The sequence below is a fragment of the Bradyrhizobium sp. 22 genome, assembly GCF_000482425.1.
GTDB lineage: Bacteria > Pseudomonadota > Alphaproteobacteria > Rhizobiales > Xanthobacteraceae > Bradyrhizobium > Bradyrhizobium japonicum_B.
The window spans coordinates 1,223,185-1,243,227 of the sequence record NZ_KI519399.1; the positions used below are offsets into that span (position 1 = coordinate 1,223,185).

Genomic DNA, 20,043 nt, shown 5'->3' on the forward strand with positions numbered 1-20,043 from the left:
CTGCAATCACATTCCTGCGCTTTTGCTGCGCTCATTTGCCCCAGCGCACAAGCGCGACCGAGGCCGCCGTCGACAGGCCGAACACCACCATGGCGCCGCCGACCAACGCGAACAAGGTCCAGGCTGGCGCCTGCGCCGTCATGAGGCCGATGCCGCCGATCGCGACGATCAGAAGTCGTGCGGTGGAAGCGAGCACCGGTCCGCCGACGCGGGCCGCGCCTTGCGACGAGAAGTAGAGCGACACGCCCATGCCGAAGAACACGAAGGCCGGACCCGCCCAGCGGAAATAGCTGTGCGCCGCGGCCGTGACGCCGGGGTCTTGGGTAAAGAGCGCGACCCACAGCGCGGGATCGAGCGCGACGACGAGCCCGATCAGGCCGACCGTGAGGCCGGAGGCCGCCGCCGCGGTCCAGGCGACACGTCGCGCCCGCCTCGGGTGTCCGGCGCCTATCGCCAGGCCGACCATCGGCACCGAGGCGATGCCGAAGGCGAAGGTGATCGGGATCAGCAGGAATTCCAGCCGCGAGCCGATGCCGTAACCGGCCAGCACCTCGGTGCCGAAGGTCGCCAGGATCTTGGTGAAGATCAGGATCGTGAGCACGGTCTGGAGCGGCGACAGGCAGGCCACCGCGCCGACCTTGAGAATGTCCAGGAACATCGCGCGCTCGAAACGGAAGGCGCGGAAGTCGAGCTGCAGCCGGCTGCGCCCGGACCACAGATACCAGAGCAGGAAGACCGCCGCGCAACTGAACGCGATCAGCTGGCCGCTGGCGACACCCGGTATGCCGAATTGCGGCACGCCGAACAGGCCGAGCCCGAGCGTGCCGCCGAGCACTATCTGCAGCACGCTCGCCCCGATCAGAATCATCGAGGGCAGGCGCATGTCGCCGGTGCCGCGGATCACCGAGGCCAGCGTATTGACGAGCCAGATCGCGACCGCGCCGGAGAACAGCACCTGCGAATAGCCACAGGCTTCCTCCAGGACGCGGTCCCGGCCGCCGAGCAGGGTGAAGAACCAGCGGCCGAAGCCGAGCATCATCACCGTGAAGAACAGCCCGCCGCAGAGGCCGATGATGGCCGCATGCAGCGCCAGCGTGGCGGCGCGGTCACGATCCCCGGCGCCGAGGGCGCGGCTGATCGCGGACGAGACCCCGCCGCCCATCGCGCCCGCGCTCATCATCTGCGTCAGCATCGCGAACGGAAACACCAGCGCGATCGCGGCGAGCGGGATGGTGCCGAGCCGGCCGATATAGGAGGTCTCGGCGATCGCGACCAGCGTGCTGCCGACCATCGCGATCATGTTGGGGATCGCGAGGCGGAGCAGCGTCGGCAGGATCGGCGCCGTCAGCAGGCTCGTAATGGAGGAGGCGACCGGTCCCCGCGGCGGGACGGCGTCTACGGGGGCGTCGATCGTCATGTTCACCGGGCGGACATTTTAAATGATGATCGACATATTATAGGGCCCGGGGCAGGCGGCCCAGCCCTCGCTCACGCAGGGCTCACCAGGGCAGGCCGCATAGGTCGATGGTGCCCAGCGTCGGGGCGCGGACGATGTTGAAGACGTAGGGCGCCATGTGTGTGAAGCGGATCCGCCCCTCCGGCTGTTCGCAATAGACCTCACCCTTGAACGGCAGCCAGCTCCGGGTCTCGTAGAACGAGACATTGTGGGGCTCGCAGAACAGCAGCGCGAAGCGAACGGCCTCGTTGGCGCGCATGGTGTGGACCGCCGCGTCGATCGCCACGGTCGCATAGCCGCGGCCGCGCCGGTCCTCGCGGGTGCAGACCCCGCCGATGCCGCCGATATGGACCTTCTGCCCATTCCAGGTGACGGTGCGGAAGTAGATGCCGACATGGCAGACCAGGCCGTCCTCGGGGGTCTCGATCAGGACGCGCAGATCGGCATTGGCCCATTTGACCTGAGCCCAGGGCTTGTCCGCGATCGTATGTGGTCCCCAGACTGCCTGATGCAATGGCTCCGCAATCGGCCACGAGGCGTCGCCGTTCAGAATGTCGATCTCAATGCTCATGGAGCCCGTTTTGCGTCGAAAGTTCGGTGATCGGCCTCACAGACGGAGGCACGCCAATTTGCTCAGATAGCACTTAATGGTAAGGTATCGCGACAAAACTGGAAACCGAGATGCGCCGGCTGGGGCTGATCGCTATGGCACTCGCGTTTTGCTTGGCGGGCGAAAGCGCGCGCGCCGATAAACGCGTGGCGTTGGTGTTCGGCAATTCAGGCTATCAGAACGTCACCGCGCTGACCAATCCCGCAAACGACGCGGCCGCCATGGCGGAGATGTTCCGCAAGGCCTCCTTTGACGTCATCGATTCGCGTCGTGACCTCAAATACATGGAGATGCGCCGGGCGCTGCGCGACTTCACCGAGAAGGCACGCGGGGCCGACATTGCCGTCATCTATTTCGCCGGCCATGGCCTCGAGGTCGACGGCACCAATTATGCGGTCCCGGTGGACGCGGTGCTGGAGCGCGATTCCGACGTCGATGACGAGGCGGTGTCGCTCAATCGCATCCTGCTTGCGGTCGAGCCGGCCACGAAGCTGCGCCTTGTCATTCTGGATGCCTGCCGCGACAATCCCTTTGCGAAGAAGATGAAGCGCACGATTGCATCGCGCTCGCTCGGGCGAGGGCTGATAGGCGTCGAAGCCAGCAGGCCCAATACGTTCATTGCCTTTGCCGCCAAGGAGGGAGCAACGGCGTCGGACGGCGACGGCCGCAACAGCCCGTTCACCACGGCGCTGGTCAAGCATCTGACCATCCCCGGCCTCGACATCCGCAAGGCCTTCGGTTTCGTCCGCGATGACGTGATGAGCGCCACGGCAAGCCAGCAGGAGCCCTATACGACCAATTCGCTCGGCGGCAATGACGTCTCGCTGGTTCCGGCGCCTGCGGTCCCGGCACTGCCCGCCCGCCCGGCGGATGCGGATGTTCGCGCCGATTATGAGCTGGCCGAGCGCGTCGGGACGGTCGAGGGGTGGGATTCCTTTATCGCCGCACATCCGTCCGGCTTTTACGCCAATCTCGCGAAGGCGCAGCGCAACAAGCTCACGGCGGAGACCGAGCGCGCGGCTGCCGCCGAGAAGGCGCGCCAAGCCGCGGATGAGCGTGCACGGCTCGCGGTCGAGGGTGCCAAGGCGGCGGATCAGGCGAAGGCCGAGGCCGAGGTGAAGGCAACCGAGCAGGCCCGGATCGCGGCCGAGAAGAAGAAGCAGGTAGAGGAGGCCAAGCTGGCCGCCGAGCAGAACCGGCTCGCCGAACAGGCCAAGGCTGCGGAGATTAGAAAAGCCGCCGAGCTGCAACGCCAGACGGAAGAGGAGGCGAAGAAGGCGAGCGCCGCCAAGCTCGCCGCCACGAACGAGGCGTCGCCGCAGCCGGATACGTCCACGCCTGGATCGGCCCAGCCCACCGGCCGGATCGCGATGGTCACGCCTGCACCGGAACCGCAGGCGAGTCGCGCGATTCCCTCCGATCTTCCTCGCCTGCTCCAGGCCGAGCTCAAGCGGGTCGGCTGCAAGACCGGTGAGGTCGGCAATGAGTGGAACGATCAGGCCCGCCGGGCCCTCTCGTTGTTCAACCAGAAGGCCGGCACGAAGCTCGACACCAGACTTGCTAGCCTGGATGCGCTGGATGCGGTGCAGGCCAAGGCCGGCCGGGTCTGCCCGCTCGAATGCGACCGGGGCTTCCGTGCCAGCGGAGAGGCCTGCGTCAAAATCACCTGCGAGGCGGGCTACGTCCTGAGCGCGGGCGGCAGTTGCGTCAAACGTCCCGAAGCGACGCGCGAGCGGCGCTCCCCTTCCTCCGCATCCCGCGGCAAGTGCTTCGTCTATCAGGGGACATCGTTCTGCGAATAGTCCCGCTGCCCGACGCCGCGCTCAATAACCTTCGCACGCGGTTCGCGTGATGGTCGGCTTGGCGCAGTAGGACAGGCCGGAGCCATTGTAGAAAGTGTACTGCCGCTTGCCCGGTTTCAGCCTCTGATCGATCGTCATGGTGCAGCGGCTGCCGACGACCTTCAGGTTGATGATGATGTAATTGTTGGGATACTCACGGATGGCGCGCAAGGTGTGCCGGCCGGCAACGCGCAGTGCGGCCGTCCCCTCGGGCGCTTCCGTCGGCTTTGCGCCCAGCTTCGCGTTGTAGACGACCCGCCCTTCGATATTGCTGGTCATGTCGAGCTGGGCGCTGCGGTCGGTCGAAAGGGTGCCGCTCCCTTCGCCGCGGATCGGGAAGTTTTGGATCGGTGGATTTTGGCAAGTCGCCAGACCCTCAAAGCTGAATTTGGCCCGGAGGACGGTGCCGGCGGCCCTGCCGTCGGTCGGCGTCAAGGCGAGCAACATCGCGACGGCGGCGAGTGCAGAAGAAACTGTCTTCATCATTTCCGGCCCCATAAATGTTTCATTGGAAAAGATATTTTCGGAACGAACCGCCTGATTTAATTCGATGCGTCGATTTTATGCAATCCGGCCAAGCTGCGGCATCACGCGCTTTCGCAAATTGGCGGTATTTAACGGCCACGGAACCTTCTATAAGGGGTGACCGTTAGAACCCGTTCTCCACCCAGTTGCGGACAAGAAGCCATGACCTTTACGCTGCCCCCACTCCCTTACGCCTATGACGCCCTCGGCCAGTACATGTCGAAGGAGACGCTGGAATTCCACCACGACAAGCATCATCAGGCCTACGTCACCAACGGCAACAACGCGCTCAAGGGGACCGAATGGGAAGGCAAATCCCTTGAGGAGATCGTCAAGGGCTCGTTCGGCAAGAACCCCGCGGTGTTCAACAACGCCGGCCAGCACTACAACCACATCCACTTCTGGAGCTGGATGAAGCCCAATGGCGGCGGCACCAAGCTGCCGGGCAAGCTCGAGAAGAAGATCAACGAGGACCTCGGCGGCTTCGAGAAGTTCAAGACCGACTTCCAGGCGGCCGGCGTCGGCCAGTTCGGCTCCGGCTGGTGCTGGCTCCAGGTCAAGAACGGCAAGCTCGAGATCTCCAAGACCCCGAACGGCGAGAATCCGCTGGTGCACGGCGCCACCCCGATCCTCGGCTGCGACGTCTGGGAGCACTCCTACTACATCGACTATCGCAACCGCCGCCCCGATTATCTCAAGGCGTTCGTCGAGAACCTCGTGAACTGGGAATACGTGGAGTCCCTGTTCGAGAAGGCCTGAGCTCTCACCTCGTCATTCCGGGGCGATGCGCGAGCATCGAACCCGGAATCTCGAGATTCCGGGTTCGGCTTCGCCGCCCCGGAATGACAAAGAGGCGGTCGCATCAGCGGCCGCCTTTTTGCTGTGCGGAATTGCCCTGCGCAGTGCGCGCATGGGTCTGTCATCGTACCGTTTGCATCGCCCGGGCACCGCCCTTAATCAGGACGGGCATCGCCCTCGAGCCAACAAGCCCGTTGTCAGAACCTTCCCCGAAAACCCCAGCGCCGGTCGAGGATGCGGAGTCCGAGCCGCGGCCCGGGCGGGTGCGCAAGCCGATCGGCTGGTCGACCATCATCATCGCCGTTCTGGTCGCGGTCAGCGCAGCGCTGGTCTGGCGGCGTGACGGCACCGACGGCGTTCTCGACATCCTGACCCACGATCTCTCGCTGTTCTCGGGCATCCTGCCGCGCGTGCTCGCCGGCTGCCTGCTCGGGGCCTTCATCTCCGAGATCCTGCCGCACGAAAAAGTCTCGCGCTCGCTAGGGCCGAAATCCGGCCTGATGGGGCTTCTGATCGGCACCGCCTTCGGCGCGATCCTCCCGGGCGGGCCCTTCACCGCCTATCCCGTGGCGAGCGCGTTGCTCGCGGTCGGCGCCGATTTCGGCGCCACCATCGCCATGGTCGTGAGCTGGACCTTGATCGGCTACGGCCGGGCGGTGGCCTGGGAAATCCCGATCATGGGCACCGACTTCACATTGTGGCGGATCGTGATCTCGCTGCCGTTGCCGGTGCTCGCCGGCGCGCTCGGGCGCTTCGTCTACGTCCGGCTCTATCCGAAGCGCGCCAGCGACGAGGACGCGGCATGAGCGCCGCGCTCCTGATCGACATCCTGCTGTGGGGCTCGGTGCTCGGCGTCGGGCTGATCGCCTTTCGCCGCGGCTCCCCGGTGTTCAAAGCCTCGCTGCGCGAAGGCTCGATGGACTTCATCAACATCGTGCCGCGGATCGCGCTCGGGGTGATCGGCTCCGGCTACATCGCTGCCATCATTCCGCAGCAGGTCATCACCGGCTGGCTCGGGCCGGACAGCGGCTGGCTCGGCGTTGCGACCGCCGTCCTCGCCGGCGCGGCGACGCCGGGCGGCCCCGTGGTCGGCTTCTCCATCGGCACCGTGGCGCTGAAGTCGGGCGGCGGGATGCCACAGGTGGTCGCCTATGTCGTGGCCTGGGCGCTGTTTGCGTTCCAGCGGGTGATCTTGTGGGAAATCCCGTTCATGCCGGCCCGCTTCGTCTGGTTCCGCTGCGCGGTGTCGGTGCCGTTCCCCTTCGTGGCCGCCGCCATCGCGATGGTGATCGGCAAGCCTTGAGCTAGTACCGTCATTCCGGGTTCGAGGTTTGTATCGCCCCGGTATGACGGCGGGGTCATGGACAGGAGTAATGTTATAATATAACATACTTAGATGGTTCCCGCCGCGTCCCGCGCCCATCATCCCGACCATGCCCACGGGCACTCCCATGCGCATGGGCATGGGCACGATCACACCCACACCCACACCCACGATGCCGCCTCGCCGCATCCTGCCCAGGCGGCGCCCTGGTCGATCCTGCGCATGACCATGGCCGCGCGCCTCGCGGCCGCGCTTGCCGTCTGTGCCGTGCTCTGGGGCGTGGTTTTCCTGGCGATGAGGTGACGATGGCCGCGCTGCACTTTCACAACGTCACGCTCGGCTATGACCGGCATCCCGCCGTCCACCATCTGAGCGGGGAGGTCGCGCGGGGTGCGCTGGTCGCCGTGATCGGCCCGAATGGCGCGGGCAAGTCGACCCTGCTGCGCGGCATCGTCGGCATCCTCAGGCCGCTCGACGGCAGCATCCACCTCGGCGGGCTCGATGCCCGCGACATTGCCTATCTGCCGCAGAGCGCGGAGATCGACCGCAGCTTCCCGATCTCGGTGTTCGACTTTGTCGGCACCGGCTTGTGGCGCGATGCCGGCCTGTTCGGCGGCATCGGCAAGGCCGCGCGCGGAAAGATTTTGCGCGCGATTGCGTCCGTCGGCCTCAACGGCTTCGAGAATCGCCCGATCGGCACGCTCTCCGGCGGCCAGATGCAGCGCGTGCTGTTCGCGCGCGTGCTGCTCCAGGACGCCAGCCTCATCGTGCTGGACGAGCCCTTCAACGCCATCGATGCCAAGACCACCGCCGACCTGCTCGCGCTGGTCAAGCAATGGCACCATGAGGGCCGCACCGTGCTTGCCGCGCTGCACGACATGGAGATGGTGCGCAACCATTTCAGCGAGACGCTGGTGCTGGCGCGTGGCCCGGTGGCGTGGGGACCGACGGCCGAGGTGCTGACGCCGGAAAACCTGCTGGTCGCGATGCGGATGTGCGAGGCCTTCGACGACAGTGCCGCGGCCTGCGCCGCCGATGATATCGGCTCGCGGGCGGCCTGATATCCGATGCTCTATGACGCGCTGATCGGCCCGTTCACCGAATTCGAGTTCATGCGGCGCGCGCTCGCCGCCGTGATCGCGCTGGCGCTGGCCGGCGCCCCGATCGGCGTGTTCCTAATGCTGCGGCGGATGAGCCTCGTCGGTGACGCCATGGCCCATGCGATCCTGCCGGGCGCCGCAATCGGCTTCCTGCTCTCCGGTCTCAATCTGTTCGCGATGACGGCCGGCGGCCTGATTGCAGGCTTTGCGGTCGCGATCCTCGCCGGCTTGGTCGCGCGCTCGACCGGGCTGAAGGAGGACGCCTCGCTCGCCACCTTCTATCTGGCCTCGCTGGCGCTCGGCGTCACCATTGTCTCGATCAAGGGCACCAATATCGACCTCTTGCACGTGCTGTTCGGCAACATCCTCGCGATGGACGACCAGACATTGCTGGTGGTGGCCTTCAACGCAACGGTGACGTTGCTGGTGCTCGCCGTGATCTACCGCCCGCTGGTGATCGAGAGCGTCGATCCCTTGTTCCTGCGCACGGTGAGTCGCGCCGGGGGCCCTGCGCATCTCGCCTTCCTCGCCCTGGTCGTGATCAATCTCGTCAACGGTTTCCAGGCGCTCGGCACGCTGCTTGCGGTCGGCCTGATGATCCTGCCGGCGGGTATCGCCCGGTTCTGGTCTCGCGATCTCACCGCCATGATCTGCATCGCCGTCGTCGCTGCCGCGCTCTCCGGCTATGCCGGCCTCGTGCTGTCGTTCCAGACTCGGGTGCCCTCGGGCCCCGCGATCATTCTCGTTGCGACGGTGATCTACGTGATCTCGGTTCTGTTCGGCCGCGTCGGCGGCGTGGTCCGGCAATTGTTTCCCGGCCGGCATCTGGAAGCATGACGATGCGGTTCATCCTGTTCTGTGCGCTGTTGTTGATCGCCTCGCCAGTTCAGGCCGCGGAGCGGCTGAACGTCGTCGCGAGCTTCTCGATCCTCGCCGATTTCGTCCGCAATGTCGGCGGTGACAGGATCAATTTGACCACGCTGGTCGGCGCTGACGGCGACGTCCACGTCTACACGCCGCCGCCAGCCGATGCGAAGCGCGTCGCGGAGGCGAAGCTCGTCATCGTCAACGGGCTTGGACTAGAGGGCTGGCTGCCGCGTCTCGTGCAGTCGTCCGGCAGCAAGGCGCAGGTCGTCACCGCCAGTGCCGGGATCGCCCCGCTCAAGCTGGGCTCGGCGGCCGATCCGCACGCCTGGCAATCGGTCCCCAACGCCAAGGTCTACGTGGCTGATATCGCCAACGCGCTGGCCGCCGCCGCTCCTGAGGAGGCCGACTTCTTTCGCGCCCAGGCAAAGGCCTATCTGGAAAAGCTCGAAACGCTGGACCGTGAGGTCCGCGAGGCCGTTGCCAAAATCCCGACCGCGCGGCGTAAGGTGATCTCCACCCACGATGCCTTCGGCTATTTCGCCGCCGAGTACGGTATCCGGTTCGTCGCCCCCTTGGGCGTCTCCACCGAAACCGAGCCCAGCGCCCGGGACATCGCGACCATCATCGGTCAGATCAAGGCGCAGAAAATCCCGGCCGTTTTTCTGGAGAATATCAGCGATGACCGGCTGATCCGGCGGATCGCGGCAGAGACCGGGGCAAAGGTCGGCGGGACCCTGATTTCAGACGGTTTGACCGGCGAAAAGGGGCCTGCACCCACTTACATTGACATGGTCAGGCACAATATAAAGGCCCTGACCAGCGCGCTTGACCATTAGGGCAGGGGCCACCCCGCCTCGCGTCGCGCGAAAAGCCCGAAGCCGGAGTTGTTATGTCTGAAGCGACCTCCCAAAAAATTCCCGTGACCGTCCTGACCGGCTATCTCGGTGCCGGCAAGACCACGCTGCTGAACCGCATCCTGTCGGAAAACCACGGCAAGAAATACGCCGTCATCGTCAACGAATTCGGCGAGATCGGCATCGACAACGACCTCATCATCGGTGCCGATGAGGAAGTGTTCGAGATGAACAACGGCTGCATCTGCTGCACCGTGCGCGGCGACCTTGTTCGCATCATGGACGGCCTGATGAAGCGCAAGGGCAAGTTCGACGCCATCATCGTCGAGACCACCGGCCTTGCCGATCCCGCGCCCGTCGCCCAGACCTTCTTCGTCGACGAGGACGTGCAGAAGAACGCGCGTCTCGATGCGGTGGTGACCGTCGCCGACGCCAAATGGCTGTCCGACCGGCTCAAGGACGCGCCCGAGGCCAAGAACCAGATCGCCTTTGCCGACGTCATCGTCCTCAACAAGACCGACCTCGTCAGCAAGGGCGAGCTTGCCGAGGTCGAGGCCCGCATCCGCGCCATCAACCCCTATGCGAAGCTGCATCGCACCGAGCGCTGCTCGGTGGCGCTGGCCGACGTGCTCGACCGCGGCGCGTTCGATCTCGACCGCATCCTCGACATCGAGCCTGATTTCCTGGAGGCCGACGATCATGACCACGACCATGATCATCACCACCATCATGGCCACGATCATCATCATGATCACGGCCAAGGCCAAGGTCATAGTCACGGCCTGAAGCACTACCACGACGAGGACATGCAGTCGCTGTCGCTCAAGACCGACAAGCCGCTCGATCCCAATATGTTCATGCCCTGGCTGCAGAACCTGGTGCAGGTCGAGGGCGGCAAGATCCTGCGCTCCAAGGGCATCCTCGCCTTCCACGACGACGACGACCGCTACGTCTTCCAGGGCGTCCACATGATGCTGGAGGGCAACCACCAGCGGAAGTGGAAGGAAGGCGAGCCGCGCGAGAGCCGCCTCGTCTTCATCGGCCGCGAATTGCCGGAAGAGGCTATTCGCAAGGGTTTCGAGAGCTGCATCGTCTCGTGATGAAAGAGTTCACGCCGCCTCCCGATTCCGCCTCGATCGTCTCCGTCACCGACCGCGTCAAGCCCGTTGCGCTCGGCATGGCCGTGACCTCGGCGTATTTCCTCGGGGATCGTGCCGCCTTCGTCGGCGGCGAGGAGAATGTCGCCTTGGTCGACGCCAAGGGTGAGATCGCCAAGGTCGCCGTGCACAGCGGCGGCATTCTCTCAACCGCCTTCGACGGCAAGCGCCTCGTCATGGGTGGCGACGACGGCAAGGTCGTCTCGCTCGACGCCAAGGGCGAGGTGACGCTGCTCGCCACCGACCCGAAGCGGCGCTGGATCGACGCGGTGGCGTTGCACGCCGACGGCGCCTTCGCCTGGTCGGCCGGCAAGACCGCGACCGTCAAGAGCGGCAAGGCTGAGGAGAAGTCGCTCGACGTGCCCTCGACCGTCGGCGGCCTCGCCTTCGCGCCGAAGGGGCTGCGGCTCGCGATCGCGCATTACAACGGCGTGACGCTGTGGTTTCCCAACATGGAAGGATCGGCCGAATTCCTGCCCTGGGCCGGCTCGCATCACGCCGTCACCTTCAGCCCCGACAACAAGTTTCTGGTGACTGCGATGCACGAGCCGGCGCTGCACGGCTGGCGGCTCGCCGACAACAGGCACATGCGCATGTCCGGTTATCCCGGCCGCGTCCGTTCGATGTCCTGGAGCGCGGGCGGCAAGGGGCTCGCGACCTCGGGCGCGGACACCGTCATCATCTGGCCGTTCGGCAGCAAGGACGGTCCGATGGGCAAGGAGCCCGCGATGCTGGCACCGCTGCAGGCGCGCGTTTCGGTCGTCGCCTGCCATCCCAGGAACGACATCCTCGCCGCCGGCTATAGCGACGGCACCGTGCTGATGGTGCGCCTCGAGGACGGCGCCGAGATCCTGGTCCGCCGCAACGGCACGCCGCCGGTCGCCGCGATCGCCTGGAACGCCAAGGGTACGCTGCTGGCGTTTGCCGACGAAAATGGGGACGGCGGCCTGCTCGAGCTTTAATCTGTCACCCTCCAAGTCGTAGGGTAGGAAAAGGCGCACTTGCGCCGTGCCCACGATCTGCCTCGATAGGGACGGTGGGCACGCTTCCACCTTCGCTCTTCGAGCTGCGGCGGATGCTTTGCCCACGCTACAGTAGCTCAGATCCATGCGCTTTCTCACCACCTTCCAGATTGCCGATTTCGCCGACACGCTGGTCAGCCTGATCACCGCCTTCGTGCTGGGCACGCTGATCGGCGCCGAGCGGCAATACCGCCAGCGCACCGCGGGCCTGCGCACCAATGTGCTGGTCGCGGTGGGGGCTGCCGCCTTCGTCGATCTCGCCATGCAGCTCGACAATGCAGAGGGCGCGGTGCGGGTGATCGCCTATGTCGTCTCGGGCATCGGCTTCCTGGGCGCCGGCGTTATCATGAAGCAGGGCATGGACGTGCGCGGGCTCAACACCGCGGCGACGCTGTGGGCCTCGGCCGCGGTCGGGTCCTGCGCCGGTGCCGACATGATCGCGCAGGCGGCCGCGCTGACGGTCTTCGTCATCGCCGGCAACACCATGCTGCGTCCGCTGGTCAACGCCATCAACCGCACCCCGCTGAACGAGAAGGCACTGGAGGCGAGCTATTATTTCAAGCTTGCGGTCGCGGCCGATGCCTTGCCTGATATGCGCGACCGCCTCGTCGAAAAGCTCGAGGGTGCGAAATATCCCGTGGCGAGTCTCGAGGTCGTCGAGATCGGCGAGGACATGCTGGAGATTGTCGCCAAGCTGGTCGCGAGCGCGATCGACCCGAACGAGCTGAACGCCGTGGCGACCGATCTGCAGCATCTGCCCGGCGTGCGCCATGCCACCTGGGAAGCCAGCACGACCGAGTAAGCGCGTCGTTTTGGCGCGCAGACGGGCCGTTCCGGTCTTGCCGGGGATGGAACCCTGGTCGGGCGATTTCGTTGATCCCGTGGATAAAGGCGGTGATCGATATGCCCGGCCAACATGACAAGCGCAGCCTGAAGCTCGACCTGACAATCGCTGTCTCGCTGTTCGCGGCGGGACTCGTGGTGGCGGTGATGTCGCTCGCCCAAATCCACGCCGAGAACCGGATGCAGATGGCGCAGGCGACGCAGCCGCTTCAGGGAACTCCGTCCGACGAGCAGAGCAAGGTGCCCGCGGAGGCCAAGCCCGGCGGCGACCGGCCGACCACGCCGGCGCCCGAGCCCGCGCGGCCGGATGCCCAGACGCAAGGCGCGGCGGGCGCGGCTAAGCCAGCATTGCCGCCGGCACCGCCCGAGAAAATCGCGCCGCCGATGGAGAAGAAGTAGGGCGATCACCGCACGCCCCCAGCCACACACTCAGTGTCATCGTCCGCGAAGGCGGACGATCCAGTAATCACCAGCATCTCGGTTTAATCACGACTGCCCGGACGTACTGGATGCCCCGGTCAAGCCGGGGCATGACAGTCGTGGGCGAGGCGGGACGCGTCGGCCCCTCACCGCACCAGGACGTTCTTGAACTGCCAGGGATCGCTGGTGTCGATCTCCTCCGGGAACAGTCCCGGCCGGTCCGTCAGCGGCGTCCAATCGGTGTAGAAACCCTTCACCGGGCCGAGATAGGGCAGCTGGATCTCCAGGAGACGGTCGAAATCCATCTCGTCGGCCTCGACGATGCCCTCGTTCGGATTTTCGAGCGCCCACACCATGCCGCCGAGCACGGCGGAGGTCACTTGCAGGGCGGTGGCGTTCTGGTAGGGCGCGAGCTCGCGGGTCTCCTCGATGGAGAGCTGCGAGCCGTACCAATAGGCATTCTTGTCGTGGCCGAACAGCAGCACGCCGAGCTCGTCGATGCCGTCGACGATCTCGTCCTCTTCGAGGATGTGGTGCTTCTCCTGCATCTTGCCGGCGCGGCCGAACAGCTCATGCAGCGACAGCACGGCGTCGTCGGCCGGATGATAGGCGTAGTGGCAGGTCGGCCGGTAGATCGCCGTGCCCGATGCGTCACGCACCGTGAAGTAATCGGCGATCGAGATCGACTCGTTGTGGGTGACGAGGAAGCCGTATTGCGCGCCGCGGGTCGGGCACCAGGTGCGCACGCGCGTATTCGCGCCCGGCTGCATCAGGTAGATGGCGGCGCCGCAGCCGGCTTCGTGGCCATGGGCATTCTCGGGCATCCATTTCTCATGGGTGCCCCAGCCGAGCTCCGACGGCTGCATGCCCTCCGAGAGGAAGCCTTCCACCGACCAGGTGTTGACGAAGACGTCGGGCTCCTTCGGCTTCTTGGAGCGCTGGGTGTCGCGCTCGGCGATGTGGATGCCCTTGATGCCGGCCTGCCGCATCAGATCCGCCCATTCGGCCTTGGTCTTCGGCTTGGGGGCATTGAGCTTCAGATCCGCGGCGACATTGAGCAGCGCCTGCTTGACGAAGAAGGAGACCATGCCGGGATTGGCGCCGCAGCAGGAGACGGCCGTGGTCGAGCCCGGAGGGCGGGCGCGCTTGGCCGCCAGCGTCACTTCGCGCAGCGCGTAGTTGGAGCGCGCCTCCGGGCCCTTCGACGAATCGAAATAGAAGCCGAGCCAGGGCTCGTTGACGGTATCGATGTAGAGCGCGCCGAGCTCGTTGCAGAGCTCCATGATGTCGGTCGAGCCGGTGTCGACCGAGAGATTGACGCAAAAGCCCTGGCCGCCGCCTTCGGTGAGCAGCGGAGACAGCAATTCGCGATAATTCTCTTTTGTCACGGCCTTCTGGATGAAGCGGACATTGTGCTTCTCGCAATGCGCCTTGCGACCCTCGTCCTTGGGATCGATCACGGTGACGCGCGACTTGTCGTAATCGAGATGCCGCTCGATCAGCGGCAGCGTGCCTTTGCCGATGGAGCCGAAGCCGACCATGACGATGGGACCGGTGATCTTCGCGTAGATCTGCGAGGGAGGGCTCATGGGACGGTTTCTCCGGAACGTGCTGGCAGGCAAGGGTGGGGTGGATCAGGCGCTGCGGCGCTTGTCAGATGCTGCGGCGTTTGGCGGTGACTTCGATCTCGACCTTCATCTCGGGCTTGGCGAGGGCGCTGACGACCAGCAAGGTCGCGGCCGGCCTGATCTCGCCGAGAACCGCGCCGCAGACGGCGAAGTGATCGTCGATGTAGCTGGGGTCGGTGACGTAGTAGGTCGCACGGACGATATCGGCCATCTCAAAACCACCCTCCTTCAGGGCGGCTTCGATGGTCTTGAAGCAGTTGCGTGACTGGCTCGTGACGTCGGCCGGCATCGTCATCGTGCTGTAGTCATAGCCGGTGGTTCCCGCGACGAAGGCGAAATCGCCGTCGATCACGGCGCGGCTGTAGCCGACGGTCTTCTCGAGCGGAGAGCCGGTGGAGATCAGGCGACGGGGCATGGTTTGGGGCCTCGACTGAAGGATGTTGCGCGGGGTTAAAGGGCGTTTCCGGCGCCTGCGCAACCCCAAAGCAACGGGCGTGGCGCAGGCGCGGCCGGGCGTTGCCGCTCAGCGCGGCTTGGGTCGTCGCGATGGAAGCGATCCCTCAGGCCGCGCGCGCCACAGGTGCGCGAACCGACCTCCGTTTGGGCAGGGCCGCGCCGGTCGGGACGATCATCCCCCAGGCGCCATCCAGCGCGCCGTCGGCGAACTCGATCGCCAGCAGGCGGTCGCGCTCGAACGGGCCGGGTAGCGCAAGCTCAGCCGTCTTGTCCGCCGAGAAGCCGAAGCGGGCGTAATAGGCGGCATCGCCGAGCAGGATCACGGCTGCATGCCCGCGCGCCCGGGCGGCGGCCAGCGCTTGATGCATCAGCGCGGCGCCGATCCCGAGCTCGCGGCAGGCAGGATCGACCGCCAGCGGTCCGAGGACCAGAGCGGGCCTGCCTCCGGCGCTGACGTGCCACAGCCGCACGGTTCCCACGAGCTTGCCCTCGCGCATGGCCGACAAGGCGAGGCCTGCGGCAGGCGCGCGTCCGTCGCGCAGGCGCTGGCAGGTGCGGCCATGGCGGTCCTCGCCAAAGCAGGCATCGAGCAGCGCTTCGCGCATCGCGACGTCTCCAGCACGCTCCGCGCGGATCACGAACGGAGCGGCTTTCGAGGTGAGGGCGATCTGTGGCTTCCGAAAAGCAGTCATGGCGCGTCAGTCCCCGCTTGAACGGACGTGCGAGCAGCACGCCGGTCCAAGACGTCGTCAGATCGAAATGTCAGGGAGGGAGCCGGCAAGCCGGCTCCCGGGTTCGTCAGGCCTCTCGAACAGAGAGGCGGATCAGATGTGGTACGTCTTCAGCGGCGGGATGCCGTTGAAGGCCACCGACGAGTAGGTCGACGTATAGGCCCCGGTGCCCTCGATCAGAACCTTGTCGCCGATCTCGAGCGTGACCGGGAGCGGATACGGGTTCTTCTCGTACAGCACGTCGGCGCTGTCGCAGGTCGGCCCCGCCAGCACGCACGGCGTCATGTCCGCGCCGTCGTGACGGGTACGGATGGCGTAACGGATCGACTCGTCCATGGTCTCGGCGAGACCGCCGAACTTGCCGATGTCTAGGTACACCCAGCGCACCTCGTCCTCGTCGCTCTTCTTCGAGATGAGCACGACCTCGGACTCGATGATGCCGGCGTTGCCCACCATGCCGCGGCCCGGCTCGATGATGGTCTCCGGGATCTGGTTGCCGAAGTGCTTGCGCAGCGCGCGGAAGATCGAGCGGCCGTAGGTCACCACCGGCGGCACGTCCTTCAGGTACTTGGTCGGGAACCCGCCGCCCATGTTGACCATGGTCAGGTTGATGCCGCGCTCGGCGCAGTCGCGGAACACCTGCGAGGCCATCGCCAGCGCACGGTCCCACGCCTTCACCTTGCGCTGCTGCGAGCCGACGTGGAAGGAGATGCCGCACGGCTCCAGCCCCAGGCGCTTGGCGAGGTCGAGCACCTCGACCGCCATCTCCGGGTCGCAGCCGAACTTGCGCGACAGCGGCCACTCGGCGCCGGCGCAGTCATAGAGGATGCGGCAGAACACCTTCGCGCCGGGGGCGGCACGGGCGACCTTCTCGACCTCGGCGGCGCAATCGACCGCGAACAGCCGGATGCCGAGCGCGAAGGCGCGCGCGATGTCGCGCTCCTTCTTGATCGTGTTGCCGAACGAGATGCGGTCGGGCGTCGCGCCCGCAGCCAGCGCCATCTCGATCTCGGCGACCGTCGCGGTGTCGAAGCAGGAGCCCATCGAGGCGAGCAGGGCCAGCACTTCCGGCGCCGGGTTCGCCTTGACGGCATAGAACACGCGGCTGTCGGGCAGCGCCTTGGCGAAGCTCTGGTAATTGTCGCGCACGACCTCGAGGTCGACGACGAGGCACGGCTCGGTGTCGAGGCCATCCTTGCGGCGGTTGCGCAGGAATTCCTGGATACGTTCGGTCATGGCACTCTCCCAAACGGCCCAGCGACGGGCCCGTTCAAAACATGACGCCGGATAAGAGTGCTCTGGCCGGATCGCGCGATGGAGGCGCGACGAAGCCACAAGACTCAAACCAGACTGTGCTGCCGTGGATTGGTTGGGAGTGTTCCCGCCCGCACACCTGGCAATGAAGGACAAGCCTTTTCAGTAGCCCGCGCCGGCGTTGGACTGCCGGTAGAGACCAAAAAAGCCCGATCCGTCGTTGCTTTAAGTCGCGTCCCCCGTTGAGAGCGGGGTGCGCCGGTTCGCCTCCGGCTGCCAGTCACGGTTGCAAAGAGCGAAGTCACCTTCGACATGGCATCCCTTTGAGAGAGATGCTGGGCACTCCGGGTTTGCTTTGTCGTCCGACCTGCGAGTCTTGCGACCTCGGCCTTCCGACTTCCACACTTCCGAAGAGCCCCTCGGCTTCTTCACCCCTTGGCGGCTGTCCGGCCTCTTGTCCGGATACCTACCGACTGACACACGACCACAGGCACGTGCGAAATTGGGCAAGTCCGCACATAAGTGTTTTGACTCGGCTTCGCAAGAATTTTTTTAGGCTGCGAACAGAATTGCCTAACATCTGCTTGCGCAGTGTTGCGCGAGCGACGCGGAAGATGAACGCGCGTTAAGTTTTCCGTGGCAGCGCGCGCGTCTTTCTCGCGCGAGACGGGTCAGCCGCGCTTCGTGAAGGGCTCGATGCGCTGAGCCGCGCGGATGAAGGCCGTCATCACGAGGACGCCGAGTGCGAACAGCACGGCCTGCAGGATGTGTGCGCCCTGGTCGCCGAGCCCGAACAGGATCGCGAGCGCCCAGCCGCCGGCGAACGCCGCGCCGAACACTTCGGCGCCGATCAGGATGGCGGCGCTGATGACGGTGATGACGCTGGGCCAGACGATCTGACGGGAAGACGAGGAAGGCGCGTTCATGAGCTTAAGGGGTCCGTGGTCCATCGAGGGCCGCAATCTCCTCGAAAAGGCGGCCGGGAGCAAGGCCAAATGGCCCAAAAAAGCCCCATCGCGTGCTATAGCTGGCCGCAACAATCGAGCCATGAAAACCGGGACTTGCGATGTCAGAACCCCGCCAAATTACGGACTCCGAGACCAATCCGCTGCTGAAGGCCTGGGTGACGCCGTTTGCAACCCCGCCCTTCGACGAGATCAGGACGGAGCACTTCCTGCCGGCGTTCGAGCAGGCCTTCGCCGACCATTCCGCCGAGATCGCGGCGATCACCAACGATCCGGCCGCGCCCGACTTCGCCAACACCATCACGGCGCTGGAGCGCTCGGGCAAGCTGCTGAGCAAGGTCGCGGCGGTGTTTTACGACCTCGTCTCGGCGCATTCCAATCCGACCATCCTGGAGATCGACAAGGAGGTCTCCTTGCGGATGGCGCGGCACTGGAATCCGATCATGATGAATGCCGTGCTGTTTGGTCGCATCGCCCAGCTGCATGAGAACCGCGCCAATCTCGGCCTTTCGCCGGAGCAGCTCCGCCTCCTGGAGCGCACCTATACCCGCTTCCACCGCGCCGGCGCCGGCCTGTCCGAGGAGGCCAAGACCCGGATGGCCGAGATCAACGAGAGGCTCGCCCAGCTCGGCACCGGCTTCAGCCATCATCTGCTCGGCGACGAGCAGGACTGGGTCATGGAGTTGGGCGAGGCCGACCGCCAGGGCCTGCCGGAGAGCTTCGTCGCCGCCGCCAAGGCTGCGGCGGAAGAGCGCGGCATGGACGGCAAGGCCATCGTCACGCTGTCGCGTTCCTCGGTCGAGCAGTTCCTGAAGAGCTCGGCCCGGCGCGACCTGCGCGAGAAGGTCTACAAGGCCTTCATCGCCCGCGGCGACAACGGCAATGCCAACGACAACAACGCAACCATCGTCGAGATCCTGAAGCTGCGCGAGGAGAGCGCGAACCTGCTGGGCTATCCGACCTACGCCGCCTACCGGCTCGAGGATTCCATGGCCAAGACGCCCGACGCGGTGCGGGGCCTCTTGGAGCGGGTCTGGAAGCCGGCGCGCGCCCGGGCGCTTGCCGATCGCGACGAGATGCAGGCGCTGATCACCGCGGAGGGCGGCAATTTCAAGCTCGCCCCCTGGGACTGGCGCTTCTATGCCGAGAAGCTGCGTCTTCAGCGCGCCAATTTCGACGATGCCGCGATCAAGCCGTACCTCGCGCTCGACCACATGATCGAAGCCGCCTTCGACTGCGCCACGCGCCTGTTCGGCGTCACCTTCGAGGAGCGCAAGGACGTTCCGGTCTGGCACCCTGACGTCCGGGTCTGGGAGATGAAGGACAGGGACGGCAAGCACAAGGCGCTGTTCTATGGCGACTACTTCGCCCGGCCGTCGAAGCGCTCCGGCGCCTGGATGACCTCGCTGCGGGACCAGCAGAAGCTCGACGGCGAGGTCGCGCCGCTGGTTCTCAACATCTGCAATTTCGCCAAGGGCGCCGGTGGCGAGCCCTCGCTGCTGTCGCCCGACGATGCCCGCACCCTGTTCCACGAGTTCGGCCACGGCCTGCACGGCATGCTCTCCAACGTGACCTATCCGTCGCTGTCGGGCACCGCCGTGTTCACCGATTTCGTCGAGCTGCCGTCGCAGCTCTACGAGCACTGGCAGGAGCGGCCCGAGGTGCTGCAGAAGTTCGCCCGCCACTACCAGACCGGCGAGCCGCTGCCGGACGACCTGCTCCAGCGCTTCCTTGCCGCGCGCAAGTTCAACCAGGGCTTTGCCACGGTCGAGTTCGTCTCGTCCGCGCTGATCGATCTCGAATTCCACACCCAGCCGGCCGCCGCCGCGCAGGATGTCCGCGCCTTCGAGCGCCGCGAGCTGGAGAAGATCGGCATGCCCGAGGAGATCGCGCTGCGTCACCGCCCCACGCAGTTCGGCCACATCTTCACCGGCGATCATTACGCCGCGGGCTATTACAGCTACATGTGGTCCGAGGTGATGGACGCCGACGCCTTCGGCGCATTCGAGGAGGCCGGGGACATCTTCGATCCTGCCGTGGCAAAACGCCTGCACGACGACATCTACGCCTCCGGCGGATCGCTCGATCCGGAAGCCGCCTATGAGGCCTTCCGTGGCCGCCCGCCCGAACCCGACGCGCTGCTGCGCCGGCGCGGCCTGCTCGACAACGCCAAGGCTGCCTGATGAGAACGA

21 protein-coding genes are annotated in these 20,043 nt (G+C 65.7%); 13 read left to right on the forward strand and 8 right to left on the reverse strand.

All coding sequences use genetic code 11. The annotated features are described in order from the left end of the window. Nucleotides 1–31: 31 nt before the first annotated feature. Nucleotides 32–1,417, reverse strand: coding sequence for an MATE family efflux transporter (locus K410_RS0107085; protein ID WP_028134198.1), 1,386 nt, complete (start codon nucleotides 1,415–1,417; stop codon nucleotides 32–34). Nucleotides 1,418–1,499: 82 nt separating this feature from the next. After that, nucleotides 1,500–2,027, reverse strand: a complete 528-nt coding sequence (locus K410_RS0107090; RefSeq protein WP_028134199.1) for a GNAT family N-acetyltransferase — start codon at nucleotides 2,025–2,027, stop codon at nucleotides 1,500–1,502. A gap of 185 nt (nucleotides 2,028–2,212) precedes the next feature. Between K410_RS0107090 and K410_RS36570 the strand changes: the two genes are divergently transcribed. Beyond that, the gene (locus tag K410_RS36570; RefSeq protein WP_196235996.1) at nucleotides 2,213–3,868 is read left to right on the forward strand and encodes a caspase family protein; all 1,656 of its coding nucleotides are present in this window, start codon (nucleotides 2,213–2,215) and stop codon (nucleotides 3,866–3,868) included. 21 nt (nucleotides 3,869–3,889) lie between these two features. Here the strand turns inward: K410_RS36570 and K410_RS0107100 are convergent, their stop codons facing one another. Then, nucleotides 3,890–4,393: a hypothetical protein gene (locus tag K410_RS0107100; protein ID WP_028134200.1), complete on the reverse strand. Its 504-nt coding sequence runs from the start codon at nucleotides 4,391–4,393 to the stop codon at nucleotides 3,890–3,892. Nucleotides 4,394–4,594: 201 nt separating this feature from the next. Here K410_RS0107100 and K410_RS0107105 point away from each other — a divergent pair, with 201 nt between their 5' ends. The 11 genes from K410_RS0107105 (at nucleotide 4,595) to K410_RS40255 (ending at nucleotide 12,796) form a co-directional block, all read left to right on the forward strand. Beyond that, a complete protein-coding gene (locus K410_RS0107105; protein ID WP_028134201.1) occupies nucleotides 4,595–5,191 on the forward strand; it encodes a superoxide dismutase in 597 nt (198 codons plus the stop codon). 233 nt (nucleotides 5,192–5,424) lie between these two features. Next, nucleotides 5,425–6,036 carry a permease gene (locus K410_RS0107110; RefSeq protein WP_028134202.1) on the forward strand — a complete coding sequence of 204 codons (612 nt, stop codon included), beginning with the start codon at nucleotides 5,425–5,427 and terminating at the stop codon, nucleotides 6,034–6,036. Beyond that, complete coding sequence (locus K410_RS0107115; protein WP_028134203.1) at nucleotides 6,033–6,533, forward strand: hypothetical protein; 501 nt, start codon at nucleotides 6,033–6,035, stop codon at nucleotides 6,531–6,533. The genes K410_RS0107110 and K410_RS0107115 overlap by 4 nt, the downstream gene beginning before the upstream one ends. Before the next feature lie 93 nt (nucleotides 6,534–6,626). Beyond that, on the forward strand, nucleotides 6,627–6,857 hold the full coding sequence (locus K410_RS0107120; protein ID WP_028134204.1) for a hypothetical protein: 231 nt from the start codon (nucleotides 6,627–6,629) through the stop codon (nucleotides 6,855–6,857). Between the two features lie 2 nt (nucleotides 6,858–6,859). Further along, nucleotides 6,860–7,615, forward strand: a complete 756-nt coding sequence (locus K410_RS0107125) for a metal ABC transporter ATP-binding protein (RefSeq protein ID WP_028134205.1) — start codon at nucleotides 6,860–6,862, stop codon at nucleotides 7,613–7,615. Nucleotides 7,616–7,621: 6 nt separating this feature from the next. Beyond that, a complete protein-coding gene (locus K410_RS0107130; protein WP_028134206.1) occupies nucleotides 7,622–8,491 on the forward strand; it encodes a metal ABC transporter permease in 870 nt (289 codons plus the stop codon). Between the two features lie 2 nt (nucleotides 8,492–8,493). Beyond that, on the forward strand, nucleotides 8,494–9,357 hold the full coding sequence (locus K410_RS0107135) for a metal ABC transporter solute-binding protein, Zn/Mn family (protein ID WP_028134207.1): 864 nt from the start codon (nucleotides 8,494–8,496) through the stop codon (nucleotides 9,355–9,357). Between the two features lie 53 nt (nucleotides 9,358–9,410). After that, nucleotides 9,411–10,475, forward strand: a complete 1,065-nt coding sequence (locus K410_RS0107140) for a CobW family GTP-binding protein (protein WP_028134208.1) — start codon at nucleotides 9,411–9,413, stop codon at nucleotides 10,473–10,475. Beyond that, nucleotides 10,475–11,494, forward strand: a complete 1,020-nt coding sequence (locus tag K410_RS0107145; RefSeq protein WP_028134209.1) for a WD40 repeat domain-containing protein — start codon at nucleotides 10,475–10,477, stop codon at nucleotides 11,492–11,494. The genes K410_RS0107140 and K410_RS0107145 overlap by 1 nt, the downstream gene beginning before the upstream one ends. Nucleotides 11,495–11,639: 145 nt before the next feature. After that, nucleotides 11,640–12,356 (forward strand): MgtC/SapB family protein, encoded by a 717-nt coding sequence (locus K410_RS0107150; protein ID WP_028134210.1) that lies wholly within the window; start codon nucleotides 11,640–11,642, stop codon nucleotides 12,354–12,356. 101 nt (nucleotides 12,357–12,457) lie between these two features. After that, on the forward strand, nucleotides 12,458–12,796 hold the full coding sequence (locus tag K410_RS40255) for a hypothetical protein (RefSeq protein ID WP_028134211.1): 339 nt from the start codon (nucleotides 12,458–12,460) through the stop codon (nucleotides 12,794–12,796). A gap of 167 nt (nucleotides 12,797–12,963) precedes the next feature. Here K410_RS40255 and K410_RS0107160 read toward each other — a convergent pair whose 3' ends face one another. The 5 genes from K410_RS0107160 to K410_RS0107180 all read right to left on the reverse strand — a co-directional run bounded on the left by K410_RS0107160 (nucleotide 12,964) and on the right by K410_RS0107180 (nucleotide 17,812). Further along, nucleotides 12,964–14,406 (reverse strand): homospermidine synthase, encoded by a 1,443-nt coding sequence (locus K410_RS0107160; RefSeq protein ID WP_028134212.1) that lies wholly within the window; start codon nucleotides 14,404–14,406, stop codon nucleotides 12,964–12,966. Nucleotides 14,407–14,470: 64 nt separating this feature from the next. Then, nucleotides 14,471–14,860, reverse strand: a complete 390-nt coding sequence (locus tag K410_RS0107165) for a RidA family protein (RefSeq protein ID WP_028134213.1) — start codon at nucleotides 14,858–14,860, stop codon at nucleotides 14,471–14,473. Nucleotides 14,861–15,005: 145 nt separating this feature from the next. Continuing rightward, nucleotides 15,006–15,593 (reverse strand): GNAT family N-acetyltransferase, encoded by a 588-nt coding sequence (locus tag K410_RS0107170; RefSeq protein WP_028134214.1) that lies wholly within the window; start codon nucleotides 15,591–15,593, stop codon nucleotides 15,006–15,008. 132 nt (nucleotides 15,594–15,725) lie between these two features. Further along, nucleotides 15,726–16,868, reverse strand: a complete 1,143-nt coding sequence (locus tag K410_RS0107175; protein ID WP_028134215.1) for a type III PLP-dependent enzyme — start codon at nucleotides 16,866–16,868, stop codon at nucleotides 15,726–15,728. A gap of 689 nt (nucleotides 16,869–17,557) precedes the next feature. Further along, complete coding sequence (locus tag K410_RS0107180; RefSeq protein WP_028134216.1) at nucleotides 17,558–17,812, reverse strand: hypothetical protein; 255 nt, start codon at nucleotides 17,810–17,812, stop codon at nucleotides 17,558–17,560. A 140-nt stretch (nucleotides 17,813–17,952) separates the two neighbouring features. Between K410_RS0107180 and K410_RS0107185 the strand changes: the two genes are divergently transcribed. Continuing rightward, complete coding sequence (locus K410_RS0107185; protein ID WP_028134217.1) at nucleotides 17,953–20,034, forward strand: M3 family metallopeptidase; 2,082 nt, start codon at nucleotides 17,953–17,955, stop codon at nucleotides 20,032–20,034. Nucleotides 20,035–20,043 lie beyond the last annotated feature (9 nt).